Origin of the sequence: Pseudomyxococcus flavus, assembly GCF_050038885.1 — a bacterium.
GTDB classification, from domain to species: domain Bacteria; phylum Myxococcota; class Myxococcia; order Myxococcales; family Myxococcaceae; genus Myxococcus; species Myxococcus flavus.
The window spans coordinates 7526511-7547115 of the sequence record NZ_CP143624.1; the positions used below are offsets into that span (position 1 = coordinate 7526511).

Consider the following 20605-nt stretch of genomic DNA (forward strand, 5'->3'; position numbering starts at 1 on the left):
GCCTGGCGTGCGGCGGGTGACAGATTTTCGAGGGGGCGGTGTTCCAGGAGACGCGCGAGGCCGGAGGCGTCAGTACCTGGAAACCGAGGGCGCTTCGCCGCGTTGGAGACCCGCTGCGCATGGCCCCTGGCATCCCTGACTGGCTTCTGGAGCGAATCGCGCTGGGCGAGCTTCCGCCGGAGACGCTGGACGCCGCGCGTGAGCGGCTGGCGCGCGAGCCCGGCGGCGCCGCGCGGCTCGCCCGTCTGGACGCGGACTCACGTCGGACGCTGGAGCGCCACCCGCCCGCAGCCGTTGCCGCGGAGGTGGCCCGGCGAGCGCGCGTGGCCCAGGTCCAGACGGCTTTGGCGCAGCGCGGCGACTCGCAGGGCTGGCATGGCCTGTCGCTCAGCCTCCCCGTGGCCGCCTCGCTCGCATTGCTCTTCATGTCCGCGCCGGGAGAGCTGCCGGAGCCCGCCGGGATGACGTCCCCACTGGTCGTGCTGGAGACGGGGCGCATCAAGGGCACCCCCCGCCTGCGCGTCCACCGGCAGGTGGCTGGTGAACCGGAGCTGCTCGCCGACCATGCTCCCGCCCGGCGCGGGGATGTACTGCAGCTCAGCTATGTGTCCGCCGGCAGCCGCCATGGTGTCGTGGTGTCGGTGGATGGGCGCGGCACGGTGACGCTGCACCACCCCACCACAGTGACGGGAAGTACGGAGCTGGCCACGGGGGAGGCGGTGTCCCTGGCCCACGCGTACGAGCTCGACGACGCGCCGGACTTCGAGCGTTTCCTCTTCGTGACCTCCGATGCGCCGCTGGAGGTGGGGGCAGTGCTGGAGGCGGCACGCGTTCTCGCCCGCCAGCCCTCCGATGCGCGCACCCGGGCGCTGCCACTTCCGGATACCCTGGGCCAGACGTCCTTCACGTTGGAAAAGGTGCGGTGATGACGCGGTCCTTCCTCTCCTTGCTGCTGCTGGTGCCGGTGCTGGCCACGGCGGCCCCCGAGCCCACGGCACCGCCGCTGGCGGTGCGCCGGTTCGCGCTGCTGGTGGGCGTCAACGACGGGGGCGAGGGCCGCGCCAGGCTCCGCTACGCCGTCTCGGACGCGCGCTCCTTCGGCAGCGTCCTGGAGGAGCTCGGCGGCGTGCAGCCCCAGGACAAGCTGATGGTGTTCGAGGGCAACCGCGCCGCCCTGGAGTCCGCGCTGGCGCGCTTCAAGTCCATGCTGGCCGCGGCAACCAAGGCCGGCACGCGCATCGAGGCCCTCATCTATTACTCGGGGCACTCCGACGAGCAGGGACTGCTGCTCCAGAAGGACCGCTTCGGCTACCGCGAGCTGCGCAAGGCGCTGGAGTCGCTGCCCGCCGACGTGCGCATCGCCATCCTGGACTCGTGCGCGTCGGGCACGCTGGCGCGGCAGAAGGGCGGGGTGCGGCGGCCGGCCTTCATGGTGGATGCGTCCTCCGCGGTGCGGGGCCACGCCATCCTCACGTCGTCGTCCGAGGACGAGGTGTCCCAGGAGTCCGACCGCATCGGCGGCTCCTTCTTCACCCACAACCTGGTGTCCGGCCTGCGCGGCGCGGCGGACATGTCGGGCGACGGCCGGGTGACGTTGCACGAGGCCTACCAGTTCGCCTTCCACGAGACGCTGGCGCGCACGGAGGAGACGCGCGCCGGGGCCCAGCATCCCGCGTATGACATCGAGCTGGCGGGCACGGGCGACCTGGTGATGACCGACCTGCGCTCCACGTCGGCGGTGCTGGTGCTGGGCGACATGGTGGATGGGCGTCTCTACGTTCGCGACGCCCAGGGCCGGCTGGTGGTGGAGCTGAAGAAGTACGCGGGCCGCACCACCGAGCTGGGGCTCCAGAAGGGCCGCTACACGGTGATGCGCAAGCTGCTCGACCAGACGTCGCAGGCGGAGTTCGAGCTGGGGGACGGCGGCCGCACGGTGCTGGCCGCGTCCGCCTTCCGCGCCGTGGACGGCGAGCTGACGGCCATGCGCGGCGGTGGCTCGCTGCCGACGGTTGCGGCCGCAGCGGGCGTGGCCGAGGTCGCGGTCGCGGGCTCGGGGCGCCGGCACCGCTTCTTCAACGCGGGCCTGGCTCCCGGCCTCCAGACGAATGACGTGATGAGCGGTGGCGACGCCGTGGACAACAGCCTGTCCATCGCCCTGGGCATGTCCCGCATGGCGCGGCTGGATGGCGTGGCGATGGCGCTGGGGGCGAATCTGGCCACGGACTCGGTGGAGGGCCTGCAGCTGGCGCTGGGTACCAACGTGGCTTGGGGCGACATCACCGGCGTGCAGCTGGCCGTGGGCGCCAACTGGACGCACGGCACGGCGGAAGGCGTCCAGGCCGCGGTGGGCCTCAACCGGTCGCGCCGCAGCGGCACGCTGAGTCAGCTCGCGGTGGGCGCGAACGTGTCCAGCACCTCCCTGGCGGGCACGCAGCTCGCGGTGGGCGGCAACTGGACGGCCGGAGACGTCGTGGGCATGCAAGGCGCGGCGGGCTTCAATTACACGCAGGGGCGGATGTCGGGCTTCCAGGTGGCCGTGGGTATGAGCCGGGCGGCGGAGGTCCGGGGCGCGCAGCTGTCGCTCCTCAACGTGGGCGGCGACGTGAAGGGCGCGCAGGTGGGCATCGTCAACGTCGCGGGGCGGATGAACGGCCTCCAGCTGGGGCTGGTCAACGTGTCGCGCGAGATGGAGTCCGGCGTGCCGGTGGGGCTGGTGAGCATCGCGCGCAACGGCCAGTTCCACGTCGAGGCCTTCGGCAACGACTTCAACTACGCCAACGCCGCCGTCAAGGTGGGCAGCCGGCACTTCTACTCCACGCTGGTGGTGGGCATGGGCAGCGCGGAGGGCTCGCGCGGCCCCAGCCACTGGTCGCTGGGCCTGGGCCTGGGCGCGCACCTGCCGCTCTCCCAGCGCTTCTTCCTCGACGTGGACGCGGTGTCGAACACGCTCTACGACTGGGATGCCGCTTTCGAGGGCAACCGTTTCGTGCACCAGCTTCGCGTGGTGGCCGGCTTCCAGGTGTCACAGCGCTTCGCCGTCATCGCGGGCCCCACCTTCAATGTCCTGCACGGCGCGAACGGCGAGGTGGTGGACAACCTGAGCCGCCTGTCGAGGCGTGACGCCGGGGACGTGCTCCTGTGGCCCGGTGTACAGGTGGGCCTGCGGCTCTGACGCGGGGCCGATGGCTCCCATCAGCGGGACGAAAGGGCGCTTTGGAATGGCGCCTTTCCATTCACGCTTCCCCGGTGAGAGGCTGACCCTCCGGCGCTGAGGACGGCCGGTGCAACCCTTGCCCTGGGGGAGTGATGTCCAAGTTGCTGTTCGCGGCCTTCAACGACGGCGTGAGTCTGTCCATGGCGGGCAACCACGCGGCGGCCATCCTCGCGTTCGACAAGGTCCTGGCCGTGGACCCCAAGCACGTCCCGGCGCTCACCGCGAAGGGGGCGTCGCTGGCCACGCTCGAGCGCTTCGAGGAGGCGCTGCGCTGCTTCGAGCGGGCCATCGAGGTGGACCCGAGTGGTGCGGAGACTCATCGCGAGGCCGCGCTCTGCCAGTTGGAGCTGGGCGAACCGGAGGCCGCGTCGCAGCTCCTCCAGCGCGCCACGCAGCTCAACCCCACGCCGGGCTTCCGCGAGTCGACCGCCGTCCAGATATACACCCTGGGCAACGCGCTGCTGACGCGGGGCTCGCGCCGCCCCGACAAGGCCCGCTACCGCCAGGCGCGCCACGTCTTCGAGCTCGCGCTGGAGCTGTCCCCGGCCTACGCCGAGTGCGCCAGGGCCCTGGCCGACGTCTGGGAGCACCTGGGCGACACCGCCCAGCGCGACCACTACGCCCAGCTCGCCACCCGGCTTCGCCCCGTGCCGGCCTAGCAGGGGGCTGACCGCCGGCCCGGCCAGTGCCGGACGCGTCGGCTTTCGCTCCCGGTTTCAAGTCCGGACGCGCCAAGGCGGTTCGGAATGTTACACCTGACGCGGCCTTTTTCCGTTATACTTCAAGAAATTCGCGTAAAGCACGACAACGCCGCCCGGGAGAATCCAGAATGATCGTCATGCTCGAGCCGGACTCACCTGAGTCCGTGGTGTCCGCCGTCCTCCAGGTCGCCTCGCAGTACAAAGGCGTGACGCCTCGGACGCACGTCATCGGGGGCTCCGAGTACACGATTACGGAGGTCTACCTGCTGGGGCCAACGGCGCAGGTGCCCGTCGAGCCCTTCGAGCAGATTCCGGGCGTGCGGCAGGTGGTGCGCGTCTCGCAGAAGTACCGCGTCATCGGCCGGCACAAGGGCCAGCGGACGTCGGCGGGCTTCGAGTACAACGGCATCACCTTCGACGAGCGCTCCGTGCAGGTGTTCGCCGGCCTGTGCGCCGTGGACAACCGGGAGAACGTGGACACGATGATGGCGGCGCTCGCGCGCGTCGGCATCCGCACCACGCGCATGGGCGCCTACAAGCCCCGCACCAACCCCTACGAGTTCCAGGGCCTGGGCGCCGCCTGCCTGCCGTGGGTGTTCGAGTCGGCGGGCAAGCACGGCATCAAGGTCATCGCGATGGAGGTGACGCACCCGCGTCACATCGACGAGATTCGCGACGCGCTGGAGCGCTCGGGCAACGCCACGGGCGTCATGCTCCAGGTGGGCACGCGCAACGCGCAGAACTTCGAGCTGCTGAAGAGCATTGGCCAGCAGCGCGTCTTCCCCGTGCTCTTCAAGCGCGGCATGGGCATCACCCTGGAGGAGTCCCTCAACGCGTGCGAGTACGTGGCGAGCGAGGGCAACCCGAAGATCGTCTTCTGCCTGCGCGGCGTGAAGACGCACCTGGGTGACCCGCACCGCAACATGGTGGACTTCGCGCACGTGCCGGTGGTGCGGCGGCTGACGCGCCTGCCGGTGTGCGTGGACCCGTCGCACGCCATTGGCCAGGCCGCGGCGCCGCCGGACGGGCTGCCCGACATCTTCCACGCCATTGGCCAGGGCCTCATCGCTGGCGCCTCCATGGTGCTGGTGGACTTCCACCCGCAGCCCGAGGCCGCCCTGTGCGACGGCCCGCAGGCGCTGCGGATGGAGCAGCTCCCGGCGCTCCAGCGCTACGTCAACCTGGTCCGCGGCGCGTACGACGAGGCGGTGCGCAACGGCGACGGCCTGGGCGGCACCCCCGCCTGAGGCTCACACCACGCCGTAGCTTCCGAGCACCCGCAGGGTGATGCAGGCGGCCTGGGCGGCCTCCACCGCCTCGCGCACCCGCGGGTCCTCCAGCGCGCCGTCCACGTCCAGGCACCAGACGTACTCCCACGCGCGGCGCTGGGGCCGCGACTCCAGCCGCGCCACGTTGAGGCCGCGCGAGGAGAACGCGCTCAGCGCGCGGTAGAGCGCGCCCGGCCCGTTCTCCACGGTCAACGCCAGGGCCGTCTTCCGCCGCGTCCACGGGCGCTCGGGCGCGGGCCCCAGGGCGAGGAAGCGCGTGTAGTTGTCCGGCGAGTCCTCCACGCCTTCCTCCAGCACCGTCAGCCCGTACAGCGACGCGGACAGCCGGCTGGCGATGGCGGCCGTGTGGGGTGGGGCCTCCTCGGCCACCTTCCGGGCGGCGATGGCGGTGTTCGTCTCCGGCAGCGGGGTGATGCCGCGCCGCCGCAGGTAGCCCGCGCACTGGGCCAGGGCCTGCGGGTGCGAGAGGGCCTGCTGGATGCCCTCCAGCGTCTGCCCCGGCGGGGCCAGCAGGCAGTGGCGGATGCGCAGGGACAGCTCGCCCGTCACCGGCACGTCGTGCTCCAGCAGCAGGTCCACCGTCTCCGCCACCGGGCCGCCGAGCGAGCTCTCCACCGGCACCACGCCGCCGTGCACGCGGCCCTCGGCCACGGCCTCGAAGACGGCGCGGAAGGTGAGGCAGGGGACGGCCTCCACGTCCGCGCCATGGAGCACGCGCAGGGCCTCTTCACCGTAGGCACCGGGCTCGCCCTGGAAGGCGATGCGGTGCCGCCGCGGCTCAGCCATGTGGCGCCTCCGCGCGCGCATACGTGCCCAGCACCCGCAGCGACGAGGTGAGGGGACGGATGTCCTCCAGGGCCGCCGTCACCGCGGCGGAGGCGGCGTGGCCCTCCACGTCCAGGTAGAAGCGGTACTGCCACGGCTGTCCGGGGATGGGGCGCGACTCCAGCTTGCTCAGGTTCACCCCGCGCAGCGTGAGCCGCTGCAGCAGCTCCCCCAGCGAGCCGGGGCGATGCTCCAGCACCACCATCAGGGACGTCTTGCAGGGCACGCCGGGAGACAGGGGCGTGGCCTCGCGGCCCACCTCCACGAAGCGCGTGTAGTCGAAGGCCGGCTGCAAATCCCCCGCGAGCACCTCCAGGCCGAAGCGCTGCGCCGCCGTCTCGCTGGCGATGGCCGCCACCGTCGGGTCATTGCGCTCGCGGACCTTCTGCGCCGCGCCGCCGGTGTCCACGTCCGGCACCGCGCGGGCCCAGGGCACCTTCTCGCGGAGGAACGCCTCGCACTGCGCCAGCGCCTGCGGGTGCGAGAGCACCTCGCGCAGGTCCTCCAGCTTCGAGCCCGGCAGGCCCAGGAGCCGGTGGTCCACCTGGCTGACGAGCTCCGCGGTGATGACCACGCCGCCCTCGGCGAGCAGGTCATAGGTCTCGTTCATGCTGCCCGCGGTGGTGTTCTCGATGGGCAGCAGCACCAGGTCCTGCTCGCCGCGGCGCAGCGCCTCCACGGCCTCCCGGGCCAGGTCGAACCCGGTGAGCAGCACGCCGCCCGCGCGATTCGCGTAGCGGCGGCGCGCGGCGAGGTGGCTGTAGGAGCCCTCCACGCCGGGGTAGCCCACGCGCAGCGGCGTGCTGTCCAGGCGGGTGACGAGCTCGTGCTGCCGGGCCACGGACATGTCGATGAAGAGACGCCAGATGCGCTCCACCTCGTGCGGGTCCAGCCCGTGCTCCGCGGCGCGGGTGCGGATGCGGCGCAAAAGCAGGTCCTCGCGGCGCTGGTCCCGGAAGGGGGCGGCCGCGGCCAGCTTGGCCCGGGCCACGTCGTCCGCCAGGTCCATGCGGCGGCGGAGCGCGTCGAGGATTTCCTCGTCGATGCGCTCGATGGACGTCCGGATGGCGTCGAGGTCGGGGAGGGTGGTCATCACGAGGTCTCGAGGTTGCGCCACATGAGGTGATGGGGCCCGATGCCGGGAAGGTCGAAGGGCTCGCCCCGCTGGGCGAAGCCCTGCGCGCGATAGAACCCTGAGGCCGTCATCCGCGCGTTGCACCACACCTGGGAACCGCCCTGCTGCGCCGCATGCTCCATGCAGGCCTTCAGGAGGGCGGCGCCATGGCCGTGACCTCGCAAGGTCGGGTCCACCGCCATGCCTCGCAGCCGCCACGCCGTGGTGGCGCGCAGCGCGTCCGGTGGCGGCTCGCGGTAGAGCGAGGCCACGCCCACCAGGCGCCCCTGCAGGAAGGCGCCCAGGTGGAGCGTGTCCGTGTCGTCATCGCCTGGATAGACAGCCATCTCCGGAGGCTGGTTGGGGCGGAGGATGGCGTGGCGCAAGCCGCGCGTCTCCCGGGCCGGAATCCTGCGGATATCGGTGGTACTCACGGCGCCGGAGTATGCCCTCGGGGGCAGCGCCCTACCAGCATCGCGGTACTACTTCGGCAGGACTGTTCTTCCCAGCTTCAACACCTGCTTGAAGTGCGTGGCGGTGACGGGGGCCACGCTCAGCCGGCCGCGGGTGACCAGCGGGAAGTCGCTCAGCGAGGCCGTGGCCTTGATGGTGGCCAGATCCACCGGCTGGGTGAAGGGGATGACGGGGCCCATGAACGTGGCCGCCCAGTCCTCGCCGGGCGCGGTGGAGTCCGGGCCCGGCGGCGTGAGCACGCGGGCCACGCCCACCACGGCCTTGTCTTCATTGGAGTGGTAGTAGAGGCACAGGTCGCCGGGCTTCATGGCCCGGATGTTGTTGCGCGCCTCGAAGTTGCGTACGCCCGTCCACTCCGTCTTCCCGTCCTTCTCCAGCTGGGCGTAGGCGTAGACGGAGGGTTCGCTCTTGATGAGCCAGTACTGAGGCTTTGCCATGGCGGCGCACCATAGAGCAGGGCCGGGCTCGGGATTCCAGCGCCTTCGCGCGAAACCGCGCGGGTGGACCGCCCGAGGCCCGGCGCCAGGACGCCGGCGCCAGGCCTCTTCCACGTGCCTCCGACTACGCCTGCTTCGCGACGCTGGTCGCCGCCGGCGTGGGCGTCTTGTTCGTGAGCAGCGCGCTGCTGGCATACAGCGCCAGGCCCACCACCGCGACCACCGCGGCCTCCATCTGCGTCGCGAAGGCCACGCCCATCAGGGTCATGGCTCCGGTGCCCATCGCGAACGACGCCGCCACCGCCCCTGCCGCCTTCCTCATCCGTCCTTCCCCCGTTCTCGCGAACTCATCACGCGTTGTGGACTTCCTTACCCCGCGCGAAGGTCATTCCAAGACGCGTGCCAGCCACTGGACGCTTGGATTGGGAAGTCCGGGGGGACGAAGAGGGAAAAGTCGTTCCGCGATCGGAGCACTGTCTGAAGAAAGCACTGGATGCGACGCGGGGACAATGCCGGAAAAATTTCCTGAACCCCATGGGCTCCTACACGAGGGCAGTTCGTAACCCACTGCGATCCATGGGCTTTCCCTCCCCCTGGTACGTGGCACATCCGCTGCTAAGGCAACGGCGCCGGAAGCAACGCCCGGCTGCTGACGGGCCGGGAGCGCAACACACGCTTTTGAGGGAGATTGGACGATGGGCAAGACGAGCGCGGGGTTCTGGACGGTGTTGGGTGTGATGCTCCTGGGGGGCTGCGCGCACCAGCCGGCGGTGAAGGTGGACAACACGGAGCAGCCCTATCGGATTGGCCGCGAGGACGTGCTGGACATCGCCGTTTGGCGTGACGCGGAGCTGTCCCGGACGCTTCCTGTCCGTCCGGATGGCTACATCTCCATGCCCATGGTGGGCGAGGTCCACGCGGCGGGGAAGACGCCCACGGAGCTGGCCGAGTCCCTGAAGCAGGCGTTCCAGCCGTACGTGCAGGACCCCCGCGTGACGGTCATCGTCCGCGAGGTGAACAGCAGCCGCGTGTTCGTCACCGGCGAGGTGGCCCACCCGGGCGCCTATCCGCTGCGCGGCCGGGTGTCGCTGCTGCAGGCCATCGCCCTGGCGGGCGGTTTCACGGACTTCGCGAACTCGGATGGAATCGTGGTCATCCGCAGCGACAAGAACGGCGGGCAGATTCCGGTGCGCTACCGCGACCTCATCTCTCCGGATGGCGGACACGAGCTCATGCTCCGCCCGGGTGACACCATCGTCGTGCCGTGAGGTGTGGGGAGGCCGTGGGCGGAGTGGACGTGGACGGTGGCGGGTGTGCGGGACGGAGGGCGACGGTGAAGGGCAACTGGAAGAAGTGGCTACTGGCGGGCCTGATGCTCGCTGCTCCCGCCGCGCACGGCGCGACTGTCTGGGAGCCCCGGCTGCGGCTGACGGCCGAGGAGCGGTTCGACGACGACCTCCGCCTGGGCGGGGACGGCACCGGCCAGCTGATGACCAAGCTGACGCCGCGGCTGGGGCTGGAGGCGAAGGACGCGCGGCTCACGCTGGACAGCTTCTACGCGGCCGACCTGCTGATGCGGCACGGCTCGGGCAGGACGACGCTGGACCACCGGGGCGGGCTCGAGGCCCGGCACCTGCTGTCGCGCACGCTGCGGCTGGATGCCGCGGTGCGGGTGTTCCGCGTCACCGACCCCAGCTCCCTGCCGCGTGACGGCCTGGCCCGCTCCACGCAGCCCACGTTCTTCACGCAGGCGACGCTGGGCGTGACGAACCGCGTGACGTCGCGGCTGGACCTGCGCGCGGGCTACCGCTTCGAGGTGGTGCGCATCCTCGAGGCCGGCCAGCAGGCGGGCTATGCGCATGCGCCGTCGCTGGAGGCGTGGTACCGCACCACGCGGCGGCTCAGCCTGGGCCTGGAGTACCGGTACCAGGGCTTCCTCTACGACGGGACGCTGAGCCAGGCGCATGGCGCGGCGCTGGGGTTGCGGTACCGGCTGACGCGGCCTACCACCCTCACCGTCCGGGCGGGCCCGGTGCGGTACCTGGCGCCGCTGGGCCAGGAGGGTGGCTGGGTTCCGCGCGTGCACGTGGAGCTGCAGCGTGAAGGCGAGCTGCTCGACCTGGGCGTGTCGATGGGACACGACCTGGTGGGCGCCAACGGCTTCACGAACGCGCTGTGGGCGGACTACGCGTCGGTGATGCTGGCGCGTCGCTTCACCCAGAAGTTCTCGGTGTTCGGCGCGGCCAGTTTCTTCCGCAACGGGCAGGCCCCGTCGGTGGACTGGGCCGTGTTCCGAGGAGCGCCGCGGGTGTCTCAAGGCTACGCGGTGAGTGGTGGCGTGGAGTACCGCATCGACCGGCGCCTGGCGGCGCAGGGTGCGGTGGATCGCATTGCACAGGTGGGGCTGGCGGATTCGGCGAGCGCGGTGGACCTGACGCGCAATGTCTTCGCCGTCCGTCTGGTGGTGACGCCTTGGTAGGTACAGCGAGTGGGATGGAGGAGGAGCGGAACATGGAGCGAGGGATGACGGCAGACCAGCTTCTGGCGGCGCTGTGGCGGCGCAAGGCACTGGTTGGTGCCATCGCAGCAGTGGTCTTCGTGGTGGGGGCAGCCATCGTGATGACCCGGCCAAGCATGTACGAAGCATCCGTGGTCGTCCGCGTGGAGCCGCAGCGGCCGGGCGAGGAGATGGTGCAGCGCACGGTGAGCGAAATCATCGAGCAGCGGCTGCTCACCGTCCGCCAGGAGCTGCTGGCGCGCCCGGTGCTCCAGAAGGCCATCGAGGAGATGAACCTCTACCCGGAAATCGTCTCCGAGAAGGGCATGGAGGCCGCCGTCGCGCAGATGCGCAAGGACCTGACGGTGCGCGTGGAGGGTGAGACGGCCTTCGAGCTCACCTACGCGAACCGCGACCCGCAGGTGGCGGCGCAGGTGGCCAACCGCCTGCCGACCATCTTCTCCGAGGAGACGCTCAAGATTCGCCAGGCGCAGGCGGCGCGCGCCACCGAGCTCTTCAACGAGGAGATGGTCGCGCTGGGCAGGGCGGTCAGCAACTGGGAGACGAAGATCTCCCAGTTCAAGGTGGACCACCTGGGCGAGCTGCCCGAGCAGATGGAGATGAACATGCGCGGGCTGGAGCGCGTGTCCCACCAGCTCCAGACGAAGTCCGAGGAGCTGCGCGTCGCCGAGGCGCGGCGCTCCGACCTGGCGCGGGCGCGCAACGCGGTGGACAGCGAGGCGGGCCGGCTGGAGGCCGCGGAGAACGGCCTCACGCGGGCCCTGGTGAACGCGCGCACCACCTGGACGGATGACCACCCGGAGGTGAAGCGCCTGCAGGCGGAGCTGGAGGGCATGACGGCCCGCCGCAAGGAGGCGGAAGGGCGCCTGTGGGCCGAGCGCGCCGAGCGCACCCGCGTGGCCACGCTGATTGGCAACATCCAGCAGGAGATCCAGGACCTGCAGAAGCAGGCCGAGGCCTACCAGGCCCGCCTCAACAACACCCCGCGCTGGGCGCACGAGCTGGCGGTGATGAACCGCGACTACGAAATCGCGCGCACCAAGTACCAGAGCGTGGTGAGCCGCAAGGTGGAGGCGGAGATTGCGCAGGAGCTGGAGGCCAAGAGCGCCAAGAGCCTGTTCAACGTCATCTCGCCGGCGGGCGTGCCGGCGACCCCGGCCCGGCCGGACCGCATGACGGGCATGCTCATCGTCTTCCTGCTGGCCCTGGGCCTGGGTGTTCTGACGGGCGCGGTGCTGGAGATGCGCGATGACAGCCTGCGTGACGGCATGGAGGTCCGCCAGCGCCTGACGCTGCCTGTGCTGGCGGTGGTCCCGGAAATGCAGGGCAAGACGGAGCGGCGGATTCTGATGCCGGCTTCGGGGGCTCGGAACAGCGTGTCCAACCCCACGTCGTTGAACTGAGTCTCGCCGAAAAGGACGGAGGACGGAGATGGATCAGACGATGGAGCGGGCGGGCAACTTCCTCCCTCGAGTGGATGACAACCCGGCGGGCGGCAACGCGGTGGATCGCCGGGTGGTGACGCTGACGGCGCCGGCGTCGGCGGCGGCCGAGCAGTACCGCAGCCTTTATTACAGGCTGGAGCGCATGCGGGACCTGCGGCCGATGAAGGTCGTGGCGCTCACCTCGGCGATGCCGGGCGAGGGCAAGACGGTGACGAGCGTCAACCTGGCGCTCGCCGCGGCCCGGGCGAACCCGGAGCGCCGCATCCTGCTGGTGGATGCGGACCTGCGCCGGGGGGGCGTGGCGGCCACGCTGGGCATGCGCAACAAGACGGGCCTGGCGGAGCTGCTGGCGGGGGAGTGCGAGGTGCGCGACGTGGTGCGGCGGTTCAACTCCACGCGCCTGGCCCTCATCCCCGCGGGCGTCACGCCGGAGGACACCGCGCAGGTGCTGGCGAGCACGCGGATGAAGCAGTTCCTCAAGGCGGTGCGCGAGGGCTTCGACGAGGTCTACATCGACCTGCCGCCGACGCTGCCCTTCGCGGACGCGGCCATCCTCGGCCACCAGGTGGACGGCGTGCTGATGGTCATCCGCGCCAACGTCACCTCGGGCAAGGCGGTGCACCAGGCGGTCGAGACGCTGGGCGGCGCGCCCATCGTCGGCTGTGTGCTGAATGGCGCGGAGATCCACTCGGCGCCGTACTTGAAGAACTACGAGAAGAGGTAGCGGCGTGAGTCTCCGGCTCCGCCTCCTGGTGACGGGGGGCGGAGTCGGAGGTGGCAGAGGGTCGGGCGGGTTGGTTGGAGGGGCACGTGCTCCGCGTTTTTCACCACTATTTCTCTGCAAAGAAACTGACGTTCTTCCTCGCCGAGAGCTCGGCGATCGCACTGGCCTGCGTGATGGGCGCGGCGGCCTGCGCGGCACTCTTCGCGCCCGAGGGGACCCATACGCCCCTGACGGAGCTGTGGCCCACGCTGGTGGGGCTGGGCGCTGCTTTCGTCGTCACCTTCCAGTTCACGCTGTACCTGCTCGACCTGTACGACCTCCGCGTGGCCGCGGAGGACCGGGTGCGGGGCTACCGGTTCCTCAAGGCCGCGGGCGTCACCGCGATGGTGGCGGGCGGTGTCATGCTGGTGACGCCGCTGGTGATGCCGGTGCAGCTGCCGCCGGGTACCTTGCTGGGCGGGGCCATGGGCGCCCTGGCCGGCACGCTGATGGTGCGGGTGTCCATCCGCGCGCTGGTGGGGGCGCCTCACTCGGTGCTCATCGTCGGTGATGGCCCCAAGGCCCGGGCGGTGGCCAGCGCCATCGAGGCGGGCGGGGAGGGCACCTACCGCATCGTGGGCCTGACGGACCCGCGCACCTCCGGCGAGCCGCTGGAGCAGACGGCCGCGCGGCTGAACGCGGCGTATGTCGTGCAGGCCGCGGACGACATGCGAGGCGCCAACTGGGTGGACGCGCTGCTGCGCTGCCGGCTCCAGGGGCGGCGCGTCTACGAAGCGACGGGCTTCTGCGAGCGCGTGCTGCGCCGGATTCCGGTGCAGTTCCTGCGGGCCAGTGACTTCGCCTTCGCGGACGAGCTCACCGTGTCCCCGCTGCGCCGCCTGCTCAAGCGGGGGTTCGACATCGCGGTGGCATCACTCCTGCTTTTGCTGTCCGCGCCCTTCCTGCTGCTGGTCGCGGTGGCCATCAAGCTGGACTCGAAGGGGCCCATCTTCTACCGGCAGGAAAGGACCGGGCTGTTCGGGAGCACCTATCACCTGTGGAAGTTCCGCAGCATGCGCACGGACGCGGAGAAGGATGGCGCGGTCTGGGCGAAGGCGAACGATGACCGTGTCACGCGGGTGGGCCGCTTCATCCGCCGCACGCGCATCGACGAGATTCCCCAGGTCTTCAACATCCTGACGGGAGACATGAGTTTCGTAGGGCCTCGCCCCGAGAGGCCAGTGTTCGTCGAGCAGTTGAAGCAGCAGATTCCTTTCTACGGACTGCGGGAGGCGGTGAAGCCAGGCCTGACGGGGTGGGCGCAGATTCGCTACCCCTACGGTGCGTCGGTGGAGGATGCGCGCAACAAGCTGGAGTTCGACCTGTACTACGTGAAGAACGGTTCGCTGTTCCTGGATGTGGGCATCATCTTCCACACCGTGAGGCACGTACTGCTCGGTCGTGGGGCGCGGTAGGGCAATCCACTTCCCCGGCCTCATGAGGGAGGCCGGGGTGGGTGGGCCCGCCTGGGGAGGCGGGTTGGGGCGTCGTGGATGGGGGTTAGCGTCATGGTGGGAATGGACATGGAAGCGCCGCTGCCCGCGGACTGGGCCGAGGCTCGGCGCAGGCTCGAGCTGGAGCGCCAGGGCAACGAGTTGCTCCAGGGGCAGGTGGACCGGCCGACGCGCATCGTCGCCATTGGCGGGGGGACGGGCCTGCCCATGGTGCTCCGGGGGCTGGCGCGGCGCGCGCTGCCCAAGGCGCGCGAGCCCGGCATCGACATCACTGCGGTGGTGGCCATGAGCGACGACGGAGGCAGCTCCGGTCGCCTGCGCAGGCTGCACGGCGCGCTGCCGCCGGGCGACATCCGCAACTGCCTGGTGGCGCTGGCGGGCGGGAAGAACGCGCTCAAGGACGTCTTCCAGTTCCGCTTCGGCGGCGCGCGCGGCCTCGCCGGCCACGCGGTGGGCAACCTGCTCATCGCCGCGCTCGCGGAGCTGAAGGGTGACTTCCTGGAGGCGGTGCGCATGTCCGGCGAGCTGCTCGGCGCCCGGGGCCAGGTGTTGCCGTCCACGCTGGCGTCGGTGCAGCTGGTGGCGCAGATGCATGACGACACGGAGGTGGTGGGGGAGCGCAACATCTGCCGCGCGCACGGCCGGGTGCGCCGCGTCACGCTGAGCCCGCGCTCACCGCCGCCCACCGAGGGCCTGCTGGAGGCCATCTACACCGCGGACCTCGTCGCCATTGGCCCGGGCTCGCTCTACTCGAGCGTGCTGCCCAACCTGCTGGTGGACGGCGTGGCCCAGGCGCTCAAGGAGACGCGGGCGCTCAAGGTCATGGTGGCCAACCTGATGACGCAGCCGGGCGAGACGGACGGCATGTCCTGCCTGGACCATGTCCAGGCCGTCACCGACCACGTGGGGCCGGTGCTGGACGCGGTGCTCGTCAACGGCACGAAGCCCTCCGAGGAGTCCACCCAGCGCTATGCGCGGCGGGGCTCGTTCGTCGTCTCGGCCCACCCGAGGGACCTGATTGGCGCGGGCGTGGTGCCCGTCCAGGCGGACCTGCTCAAGGCAGGGTCGAGGATTCGACACGACAGCCGCAAGGTCGCTGCCTGCCTCCTGAAGATGGCCCGCAGTGGCTTGTAGCCGCGAACCTTCATCACCACCTTGGGCGCCCTACACCTCATGGAAGCAAGACACCTCTCTGCCTCGCCGCGCGTCGTGGAAGTGACGGGACGCGCGGCCTTCATGGCCCTGGAGTCCGAGTGGAACGCGCTCGTGGAGGCCACCTCCAACGAGCTGTTCTACCGGCACGAGCTCCTCCGCATCTGGCTGGACAACTTCGTCCCCGGCGTGAGCCCGCGCGTGCTGACGCTGCGGGACGCGGATGGGACCCTGAGCGCCGCGCTCCCGCTGTGGGAGGAGCGCACCACCTTGGTGGGCGTGCCGGTGCGGCAGCTGTCCGCGGCGGCCAACGCCCACTCCTGCCGGTTCGACCTGCTGGCGAAGGCGCCGGACGTCGCGGCGGCGGCCTTCATGTCGCACCTGCGCGCGCAGGGCGGCTGGGATGTCCTTCGCCTCACGGATGTCCCGGACGGCGGCGCGGCCTGGCGGCTGCATGCCGTGGCGCGCGAGGCGGGCATGGCCGTGGGGGAGTGGGAGTCGCTGCGCTCGCCCTACGTCCCGCTGCCCGCCACGCGGGAGGCCTTCCAGAAGCGCTTGCAGTCCAAGTTCAAGGCCAACTGCCGCCGCCGGCGCCGGAAGCTGGAGGAGAAGGGGCGGGTGACCTTCGAGCGGGTGGACGGCGGGCTCGGGCTGGAGGGCGCGCTGGAGGAGGGCTTCGAGCTGGAGCAGAGCGGCTGGAAGGGCGCCCGCGGCACCGCCATGGCGCAGGATGCGCGCACGCGCGGCTTCTACACGGAGCTGGCGCGGGACGCGGCCTACCGTCAACGGCTGGCGCTGTACTTCCTGCGCCTGGATGGGCGGCCGGTGGCCTTCCAGTACGGCCTGGAGTACGGCGGGCGCTACTTCCTGCTGAAGCCCGGCTACGACGAAGGCCTGCGTGAGTGCAGCCCGGGACAGCTCCTGGTGGACGAGGTCATCGGGCGCAGCATCGACCGGCGGCTGCACGAGTTCGACTTCCTGGGGCCGGACATGGTGTGGAAGCGCGACTGGACGAACGAGGTCCGGCGCCACACCTGGCTCTACGTGTTCAATGACTCTCCCTTCGGCCGGGCGCTTTGTGCGGCCAAGTTCCGGTGGGGGCCCGCGGTGAAAGAGGTGGTGTCGCGATGGAGACGATGAAGCACTCTGGCCGGCTGTTCGTTCCGTCCCTGCCCACGCTGTGGCCGCACATGTTGCTGTCACGGCCGAAGCCGGGCGCGCTGCCGCCATTCTCCTCGCCCAACGTCCGCTACTTCTACTTCGCCCGCAACGCCATCTGGCTCACGGTGAAGATGCTGGGGCTGGACTCGGGCGAGGTGTTGATGCCGGCGTACCACCACGGCGTGGAGGTGGAGGCCCTGGTGGATGCGGGCGCCACGCCGCGCTTCTACCGGGTGGGCAGCCGCTGGGACGTGGACCTGGACGACGTGGCCCGGCGCATCGGCCCGAAGACGCGGGCGCTCTACCTCACGCACTATGCGGGCTTCCCGGGCCCGGTCGCGGAGATGCGCAAGCTGGCGGACCAGCACGGCCTCATCCTCATCGAGGACTGCGCGCTGTCGCTCCTGTCGTCCGACGGCGCGGTGCCCCTGGGGACGACGGGGGACGTGGGCATTTTCTGTCTCTACAAGACGCTGCCGGTTCCCAATGGGGGCGCCTTGGTCGTCAACGGTCCGCGCCAGTACAGCCTGCCCGAGCCGCCCGCGCCGCCGGCCACGTCCACGTTCAGCCACACGGTGTCCGCGCTGCTGCAGAACCTGGAGCTGCGCGGCGGCCTGGCGGGCCGGGCGCTGCGCAGCGCCGTGCGCGCGGTGGGGCATGGCACCGTGAAGGCGGCCAGCATCGAGCGCGTGGCCACGGGTACGCAACACTTCGACCGGCGGCACGTGGACCTGGGCATGAGCCCGCTGACGAAGCGCATCGCCCTGGCGCAGGACCTGGAGGCCATCGTCGAGCAGCGGCGCCGCAACTACTTCTTCCTGCTGGGCCGGCTGCGCGAGGTGTCGCCGCCGCTGTTCAACCAGCTCCCGCCCGGGGCCTGCCCGCTGTTCTACCCGCTGGTGGTGCAGGACAAGGCGGAGGTGCTGGCGCGGCTGCGGGCACAGGGCATCGACGCCATCGACTTCTGGAAGCGCTTCCACCCGGCCTGTGACGCGTCGGCCTTCCCGGAGGTGGCGCAGCTGCGTCGCTCCATCGTGGAGATTCCGTGCCACCAGGACCTGACGCCCGAGGTCATGGCGGACGTGGCGCAGGCGGTGCGCGAGGCCGTGAAGGCGGACCATCGAACGAAGAAGCGCGTGGGCTGAGGTTCATCCAAGGGACAGGGGAGGGGCTGCCGCCCCTCCGGGAGGACGGGCGTTGATTCGGGAGGACGAGCTGTCGCAGGGACCGCGGGCCTCGCACCTGCTGGAGGTGGGCGCCGTGGGCAGCCTCTCCACGCTGGCGAGGATGCGGGAGGAGTGGGACGCGCTGCTGGATGCGAGCGACGCGGGCCCCTTCAACGCGTGGGAGTGGCTGTATCCGTGGTGCCGGCGGATTGCCGCCGCCCGGCGGCCGCTGGTGCTGACGGCACGCGACAGGACGGGCGCGCTGGTGGGGCTGATGCCGCTGGGGGTCGAGTACCTGGGCGTCACCGGCGTACCGGTGCGGCGGCTGAGCTTCCTGGGCGAGACGCACGTGGGCAGCGACTACCTGGACATCGTGGCGCGCAGGGGCCGCGAGCGCGAGGTGGCCGGCGTCTTCGCGCGGATGTTGCACGCGCTTCGCGACGAGTGGGACGTGCTGGATTTGTCGGACCTGCGCGAGGGCTCGCCCACGGTGGACGTGCTCCGGGAGACCTTCGCGGCGCAGGACGTGCGCGTGACGCCGCGCTACGTGTGCCCCTACGACACGCTGTCGCCGGGGGAGCCCTTCGAGGCGTTCCTCAAGCGCACGGGGCGCCGGGACAACTTCCTGCGGCGGCGCAAGTGGCTGGAGAAGCAGGAGGGCTACCGAATCGAGCGCACGGATGCGCCGGGCGAGCTGGCGGCGCCGCTGACGGACTTCTTCCGCCTGCACTCGGCGCGGTGGGCCGCGGACGGGGGCTCGCAGGGCATCAAGGGCACGGGGGTGGAGGCCTTCCACCGGGATGCCACGCAGTTCCTCGCGGAGCGGGGCCGGCTGCGCATGTACACGATGAAGGTGGGCGGGCGGGCCGTGGCGTCGGTGTACGGCATCCTCCACCGGAACAGCTTCGTGTACTTCCAGTCCGGCTATGACCCGGCGTGGCGCAATCGCAGCGTGGGCCTGGTGCTGGTGGGGGAGACGTTCCGCGACGCCATCGACGCGGGCCTGACCGAGTACGACTTCCTCCGGGGAACGGAGACGTACAAGTCGGACTGGGTGTCGAAGCAGCGGCGGACGGTGTCCGTGCGCGTCCACGCGGGCACCTGGGAGGGGCGCTGGTTCTCCCAGTCCGAGGCCCTGGCGCGTGGGCTGCGCGACTGCGCCAAGGCGGTGATGCCGGACACGCTGGTGGAGAAGGTGCGGCGCCTGCGCCGCCGCCGGGCCGCGGTGCCCTGAGCGGCGGCGGGGCCACGATACGAGCGCGGCGTCGACTCCGGCGGTGGGCCGGAGTGACGCCGCGAGGCTGCGTCGGACGCCGCTGACCGCCCGTCAGGGCACGCCGGCAGCGACCTCGGAGCGGAGCTGGGCGATGGCGGGCCCGAGCTGCGGGGGCTGCATGTTGCGCGGCACCTCGACGGAGAAGCGCTCGAAGTGGGCCAGCGCCGTGGCCTTGTCGCCGCGCCGCAGGGCGAGGCTGCCCAGGAAGATGAGCGCCTCCTGCGCGTCCGGCCAGGTGTCCACCAGCTCCGTCAGCTCGGCCTCGGCGCCGGGCATGTCGCCCTGGGTGGCGCGCAGCACGCCGCGGTGCACCTTGAGCTCGACGTTGAACGGGTCCGCCGCCAGGCCCTTCGCGGTGACCTTCGCGGCCTCGTCGAATTGCTGCCGGCGGATGAGCTCGTGGCTCAGCAAGGCGGCGGCCTCCACGTCACCGGCGTTGGCATCCAGCCGCGCGCGGGCCTGCTGCATCTCAGGGCTGTCCGGCATCTGCCCGTCCATGCCCGCGCCCTGCTGCTGCTGCTGCGCGGTGGCGCCGCCCGGCGGCGTGCGGCCGGTGGCCTCCATGCCTTCGGTGCGCGTCTGCTGCTCGGAGACGAGCAGGTAGCCGAGGCCGCCGAAGAACAGGACGATGCCCGCGCCCCAGACCGCACCCACGAGCTGTGGATTGCGCGATGCCCAGCCGGTGGGGGCCGGTGCCTGGGGCCGGGGGCGCGAGCCCTGACCGGAGGCCTTGCGCTGGAGGTGCTCGTCCTTGGCGCGCAGGGCCGCGGCGGCCTCGCGCTCCAGGCGGGCCTTCTCGGCGGCGTACTGCTCAGGGCTCTGGTTGTGCTTCTCCGCTTCGAGCGCCCGGAGCTGGTCGATGAGCGACTGCGCGCGCTGCGTCAGGTCATCGAGCACGCCGTCGCGGGGCTCGTCCGAGACGAGCGCGCCCTTGCGGCGCTGGAAGAGAAGCCAGCCCGCCGCCAGCACGAAGGTGGCGGCGAGAACGATGATTCCGGGCAACCAGTTGGTCGTCTGCGGCTGCATGGCCTGGCGCTCCTAGCGCTCGAGCTCCCGGCGCACGGCCTGGAGGTACGGGTCCTCTTCATCCGCCGGAGGCGTTCCGGCGGGCGCGGCCGGGGCCGCGGGTTTCGACTCTTCAGAAGGCGTGGGGGGCGTCTCCGCCGTGCCCGGGCCCCGCTGGAGCTGGCGCCAGATGACGAAGGCGCCCCCGACGACGAGCGCCACCGGCCCCAGCCACACGAACCAGTTGAAGCCCTCCGCGCGGGGGGACAGCAGCACCCACTCGCCGTAGCGAGCGACGAAGTACTCGACGATTTCCGAGTCGCTCTTCCCCTCGGCGACCTGCGCGCGAATCATGTCCAGCTGGGCGCGGGCCATGGAGGACGGGCTGTCCGCGACGGAGAGGCCCTGGCAGACGGCGCAGCGCAGCTGCTTGCCCAGGGACTGGACTCGCGCCTCCAGCTCCGGCGCGAGCGGGTCGCTTCCCGCTTCTTGCGGCGCGAACTGGCCGGTGACGAGGGTGAAGGCGAGGGACAGGGACAGGAGGGCAGCGGTCATCGGAAGCTCCGGCGAGCCGTCCCTACCTAGCGCCCCAGGCCTTTATTGGACAGTGA

At 71.1% G+C, this 20605-nt stretch carries 20 protein-coding genes; 13 read left to right on the top strand and 7 right to left on the bottom strand.

Annotated elements, in window-relative coordinates; genetic code table 11:
- Positions 1-119 precede the first annotated feature (119 nt).
- The 4 genes from VZL07_RS31300 (at position 120) to VZL07_RS31315 (ending at position 5162) form a co-directional block, all read left to right on the top strand.
- On the top strand, positions 120-926 hold the full coding sequence (locus VZL07_RS31300; RefSeq protein ID WP_426751609.1) for an ActD protein: 807 nt from the start codon (positions 120-122) through the stop codon (positions 924-926).
- Positions 926-3172: a caspase family protein gene (locus VZL07_RS31305; protein ID WP_426751610.1), complete on the top strand. Its 2247-nt coding sequence runs from the start codon at positions 926-928 to the stop codon at positions 3170-3172. Before VZL07_RS31300 ends, VZL07_RS31305 begins: the two co-directional genes overlap by 1 nt.
- A 134-nt stretch (positions 3173-3306) precedes the next feature.
- A complete protein-coding gene (locus VZL07_RS31310) occupies positions 3307-3873 on the top strand; it encodes a tetratricopeptide repeat protein (RefSeq protein ID WP_426751611.1) in 567 nt (188 codons plus the stop codon).
- Positions 3874-4043: 170 nt separating this feature from the next.
- Positions 4044-5162, top strand: a complete 1119-nt coding sequence (locus VZL07_RS31315) for a 3-deoxy-7-phosphoheptulonate synthase (protein WP_426751612.1) — start codon at positions 4044-4046, stop codon at positions 5160-5162.
- 3 nt (positions 5163-5165) lie between these two features.
- Here the strand turns inward: VZL07_RS31315 and pheA are convergent, their stop codons facing one another.
- From pheA to VZL07_RS31340, 5 genes are all read right to left on the bottom strand, one after another.
- The gene (gene pheA / locus VZL07_RS31320) at positions 5166-5990 is read right to left on the bottom strand and encodes a prephenate dehydratase (RefSeq protein WP_426751613.1); all 825 of its coding nucleotides are present in this window, start codon (positions 5988-5990) and stop codon (positions 5166-5168) included.
- The gene (locus VZL07_RS31325; RefSeq protein ID WP_426751614.1) at positions 5983-7122 is read right to left on the bottom strand and encodes a bifunctional chorismate mutase/prephenate dehydratase; all 1140 of its coding nucleotides are present in this window, start codon (positions 7120-7122) and stop codon (positions 5983-5985) included. The genes pheA and VZL07_RS31325 overlap by 8 nt, the downstream gene beginning before the upstream one ends.
- Entirely contained in the window at positions 7122-7577 is a 456-nt protein-coding gene (locus VZL07_RS31330) for a GNAT family N-acetyltransferase (protein WP_426751615.1), read from the bottom strand. Before VZL07_RS31330 ends, VZL07_RS31325 begins: the two co-directional genes overlap by 1 nt.
- Positions 7578-7625: 48 nt before the next feature.
- Positions 7626-8054: an EVE domain-containing protein gene (locus tag VZL07_RS31335; protein WP_426751616.1), complete on the bottom strand. Its 429-nt coding sequence runs from the start codon at positions 8052-8054 to the stop codon at positions 7626-7628.
- A gap of 124 nt (positions 8055-8178) precedes the next feature.
- Complete coding sequence (locus VZL07_RS31340; protein WP_426751617.1) at positions 8179-8376, bottom strand: hypothetical protein; 198 nt, start codon at positions 8374-8376, stop codon at positions 8179-8181.
- Positions 8377-8749: 373 nt separating this feature from the next.
- On the opposite strand from VZL07_RS31340, the gene VZL07_RS31345 reads away from it, so the two are divergent.
- From VZL07_RS31345 to VZL07_RS31385, 9 genes are all read left to right on the top strand, one after another.
- A complete protein-coding gene (locus tag VZL07_RS31345; protein ID WP_426751618.1) occupies positions 8750-9322 on the top strand; it encodes a polysaccharide biosynthesis/export family protein in 573 nt (190 codons plus the stop codon).
- A gap of 65 nt (positions 9323-9387) precedes the next feature.
- A complete protein-coding gene (locus VZL07_RS31350; protein ID WP_426757414.1) occupies positions 9388-10533 on the top strand; it encodes a hypothetical protein in 1146 nt (381 codons plus the stop codon).
- A 14-nt stretch (positions 10534-10547) separates the two neighbouring features.
- Positions 10548-11975: a GumC family protein gene (locus VZL07_RS31355; protein WP_426751619.1), complete on the top strand. Its 1428-nt coding sequence runs from the start codon at positions 10548-10550 to the stop codon at positions 11973-11975.
- A 28-nt stretch (positions 11976-12003) separates the two neighbouring features.
- Positions 12004-12741, top strand: coding sequence for a CpsD/CapB family tyrosine-protein kinase (locus VZL07_RS31360; RefSeq protein ID WP_426751620.1), 738 nt, complete (start codon positions 12004-12006; stop codon positions 12739-12741).
- Between the two features lie 86 nt (positions 12742-12827).
- Positions 12828-14195 carry a polyisoprenyl-phosphate hexose-1-phosphate transferase ExoE gene (gene exoE / locus VZL07_RS31365; protein ID WP_426751621.1) on the top strand — a complete coding sequence of 456 codons (1368 nt, stop codon included), beginning with the start codon at positions 12828-12830 and terminating at the stop codon, positions 14193-14195.
- Positions 14196-14288: 93 nt separating this feature from the next.
- A complete protein-coding gene (locus tag VZL07_RS31370; protein WP_426751622.1) occupies positions 14289-15368 on the top strand; it encodes a gluconeogenesis factor YvcK family protein in 1080 nt (359 codons plus the stop codon).
- A gap of 39 nt (positions 15369-15407) precedes the next feature.
- Complete coding sequence (locus tag VZL07_RS31375) at positions 15408-16526, top strand: GNAT family N-acetyltransferase (RefSeq protein WP_426751623.1); 1119 nt, start codon at positions 15408-15410, stop codon at positions 16524-16526.
- The gene (locus tag VZL07_RS31380) at positions 16523-17692 is read left to right on the top strand and encodes a DegT/DnrJ/EryC1/StrS family aminotransferase (RefSeq protein ID WP_426751624.1); all 1170 of its coding nucleotides are present in this window, start codon (positions 16523-16525) and stop codon (positions 17690-17692) included. The genes VZL07_RS31375 and VZL07_RS31380 overlap by 4 nt, the downstream gene beginning before the upstream one ends.
- 52 nt (positions 17693-17744) lie before the next feature.
- Positions 17745-18947, top strand: a complete 1203-nt coding sequence (locus VZL07_RS31385; RefSeq protein WP_426751625.1) for a GNAT family N-acetyltransferase — start codon at positions 17745-17747, stop codon at positions 18945-18947.
- A 93-nt stretch (positions 18948-19040) separates the two neighbouring features.
- On the opposite strand, the gene VZL07_RS31390 is transcribed toward VZL07_RS31385, so the two are convergent.
- A complete protein-coding gene (locus VZL07_RS31390; RefSeq protein ID WP_426751626.1) occupies positions 19041-20015 on the bottom strand; it encodes a tetratricopeptide repeat protein in 975 nt (324 codons plus the stop codon).
- Positions 20016-20027: 12 nt separating this feature from the next.
- Positions 20028-20549 carry a cytochrome c-type biogenesis protein gene (locus VZL07_RS31395; RefSeq protein ID WP_426751627.1) on the bottom strand — a complete coding sequence of 174 codons (522 nt, stop codon included), beginning with the start codon at positions 20547-20549 and terminating at the stop codon, positions 20028-20030.
- Between the last annotated feature and the right edge of the window lie 56 nt (positions 20550-20605).

Coding starts and splice junctions, on each gene's coding strand:
- VZL07_RS31300 (WP_426751609.1), top strand. CDS start 120: ATGGCCCCTGGCATCCCTGACTGGCTTCTGGAGCGAATCGCGCTGGGC.
- VZL07_RS31305 (WP_426751610.1), top strand. CDS start 926: ATGACGCGGTCCTTCCTCTCCTTGCTGCTGCTGGTGCCGGTGCTGGCC.
- VZL07_RS31310 (WP_426751611.1), top strand. CDS start 3,307: ATGTCCAAGTTGCTGTTCGCGGCCTTCAACGACGGCGTGAGTCTGTCC.
- VZL07_RS31315 (WP_426751612.1), top strand. CDS start 4,044: ATGATCGTCATGCTCGAGCCGGACTCACCTGAGTCCGTGGTGTCCGCC.
- pheA (WP_426751613.1), bottom strand. CDS start 5,990: ATGGCTGAGCCGCGGCGGCACCGCATCGCCTTCCAGGGCGAGCCCGGT.
- VZL07_RS31325 (WP_426751614.1), bottom strand. CDS start 7,122: ATGACCACCCTCCCCGACCTCGACGCCATCCGGACGTCCATCGAGCGC.
- VZL07_RS31335 (WP_426751616.1), bottom strand. CDS start 8,054: ATGGCAAAGCCTCAGTACTGGCTCATCAAGAGCGAACCCTCCGTCTAC.
- VZL07_RS31340 (WP_426751617.1), bottom strand. CDS start 8,376: ATGAGGAAGGCGGCAGGGGCGGTGGCGGCGTCGTTCGCGATGGGCACC.
- VZL07_RS31345 (WP_426751618.1), top strand. CDS start 8,750: ATGGGCAAGACGAGCGCGGGGTTCTGGACGGTGTTGGGTGTGATGCTC.
- VZL07_RS31355 (WP_426751619.1), top strand. CDS start 10,548: ATGGAGGAGGAGCGGAACATGGAGCGAGGGATGACGGCAGACCAGCTT.
- VZL07_RS31360 (WP_426751620.1), top strand. CDS start 12,004: ATGGATCAGACGATGGAGCGGGCGGGCAACTTCCTCCCTCGAGTGGAT.
- VZL07_RS31370 (WP_426751622.1), top strand. CDS start 14,289: ATGGTGGGAATGGACATGGAAGCGCCGCTGCCCGCGGACTGGGCCGAG.
- VZL07_RS31375 (WP_426751623.1), top strand. CDS start 15,408: ATGGAAGCAAGACACCTCTCTGCCTCGCCGCGCGTCGTGGAAGTGACG.
- VZL07_RS31380 (WP_426751624.1), top strand. CDS start 16,523: ATGAAGCACTCTGGCCGGCTGTTCGTTCCGTCCCTGCCCACGCTGTGG.
- VZL07_RS31390 (WP_426751626.1), bottom strand. CDS start 20,015: ATGCAGCCGCAGACGACCAACTGGTTGCCCGGAATCATCGTTCTCGCC.
- VZL07_RS31395 (WP_426751627.1), bottom strand. CDS start 20,549: ATGACCGCTGCCCTCCTGTCCCTGTCCCTCGCCTTCACCCTCGTCACC.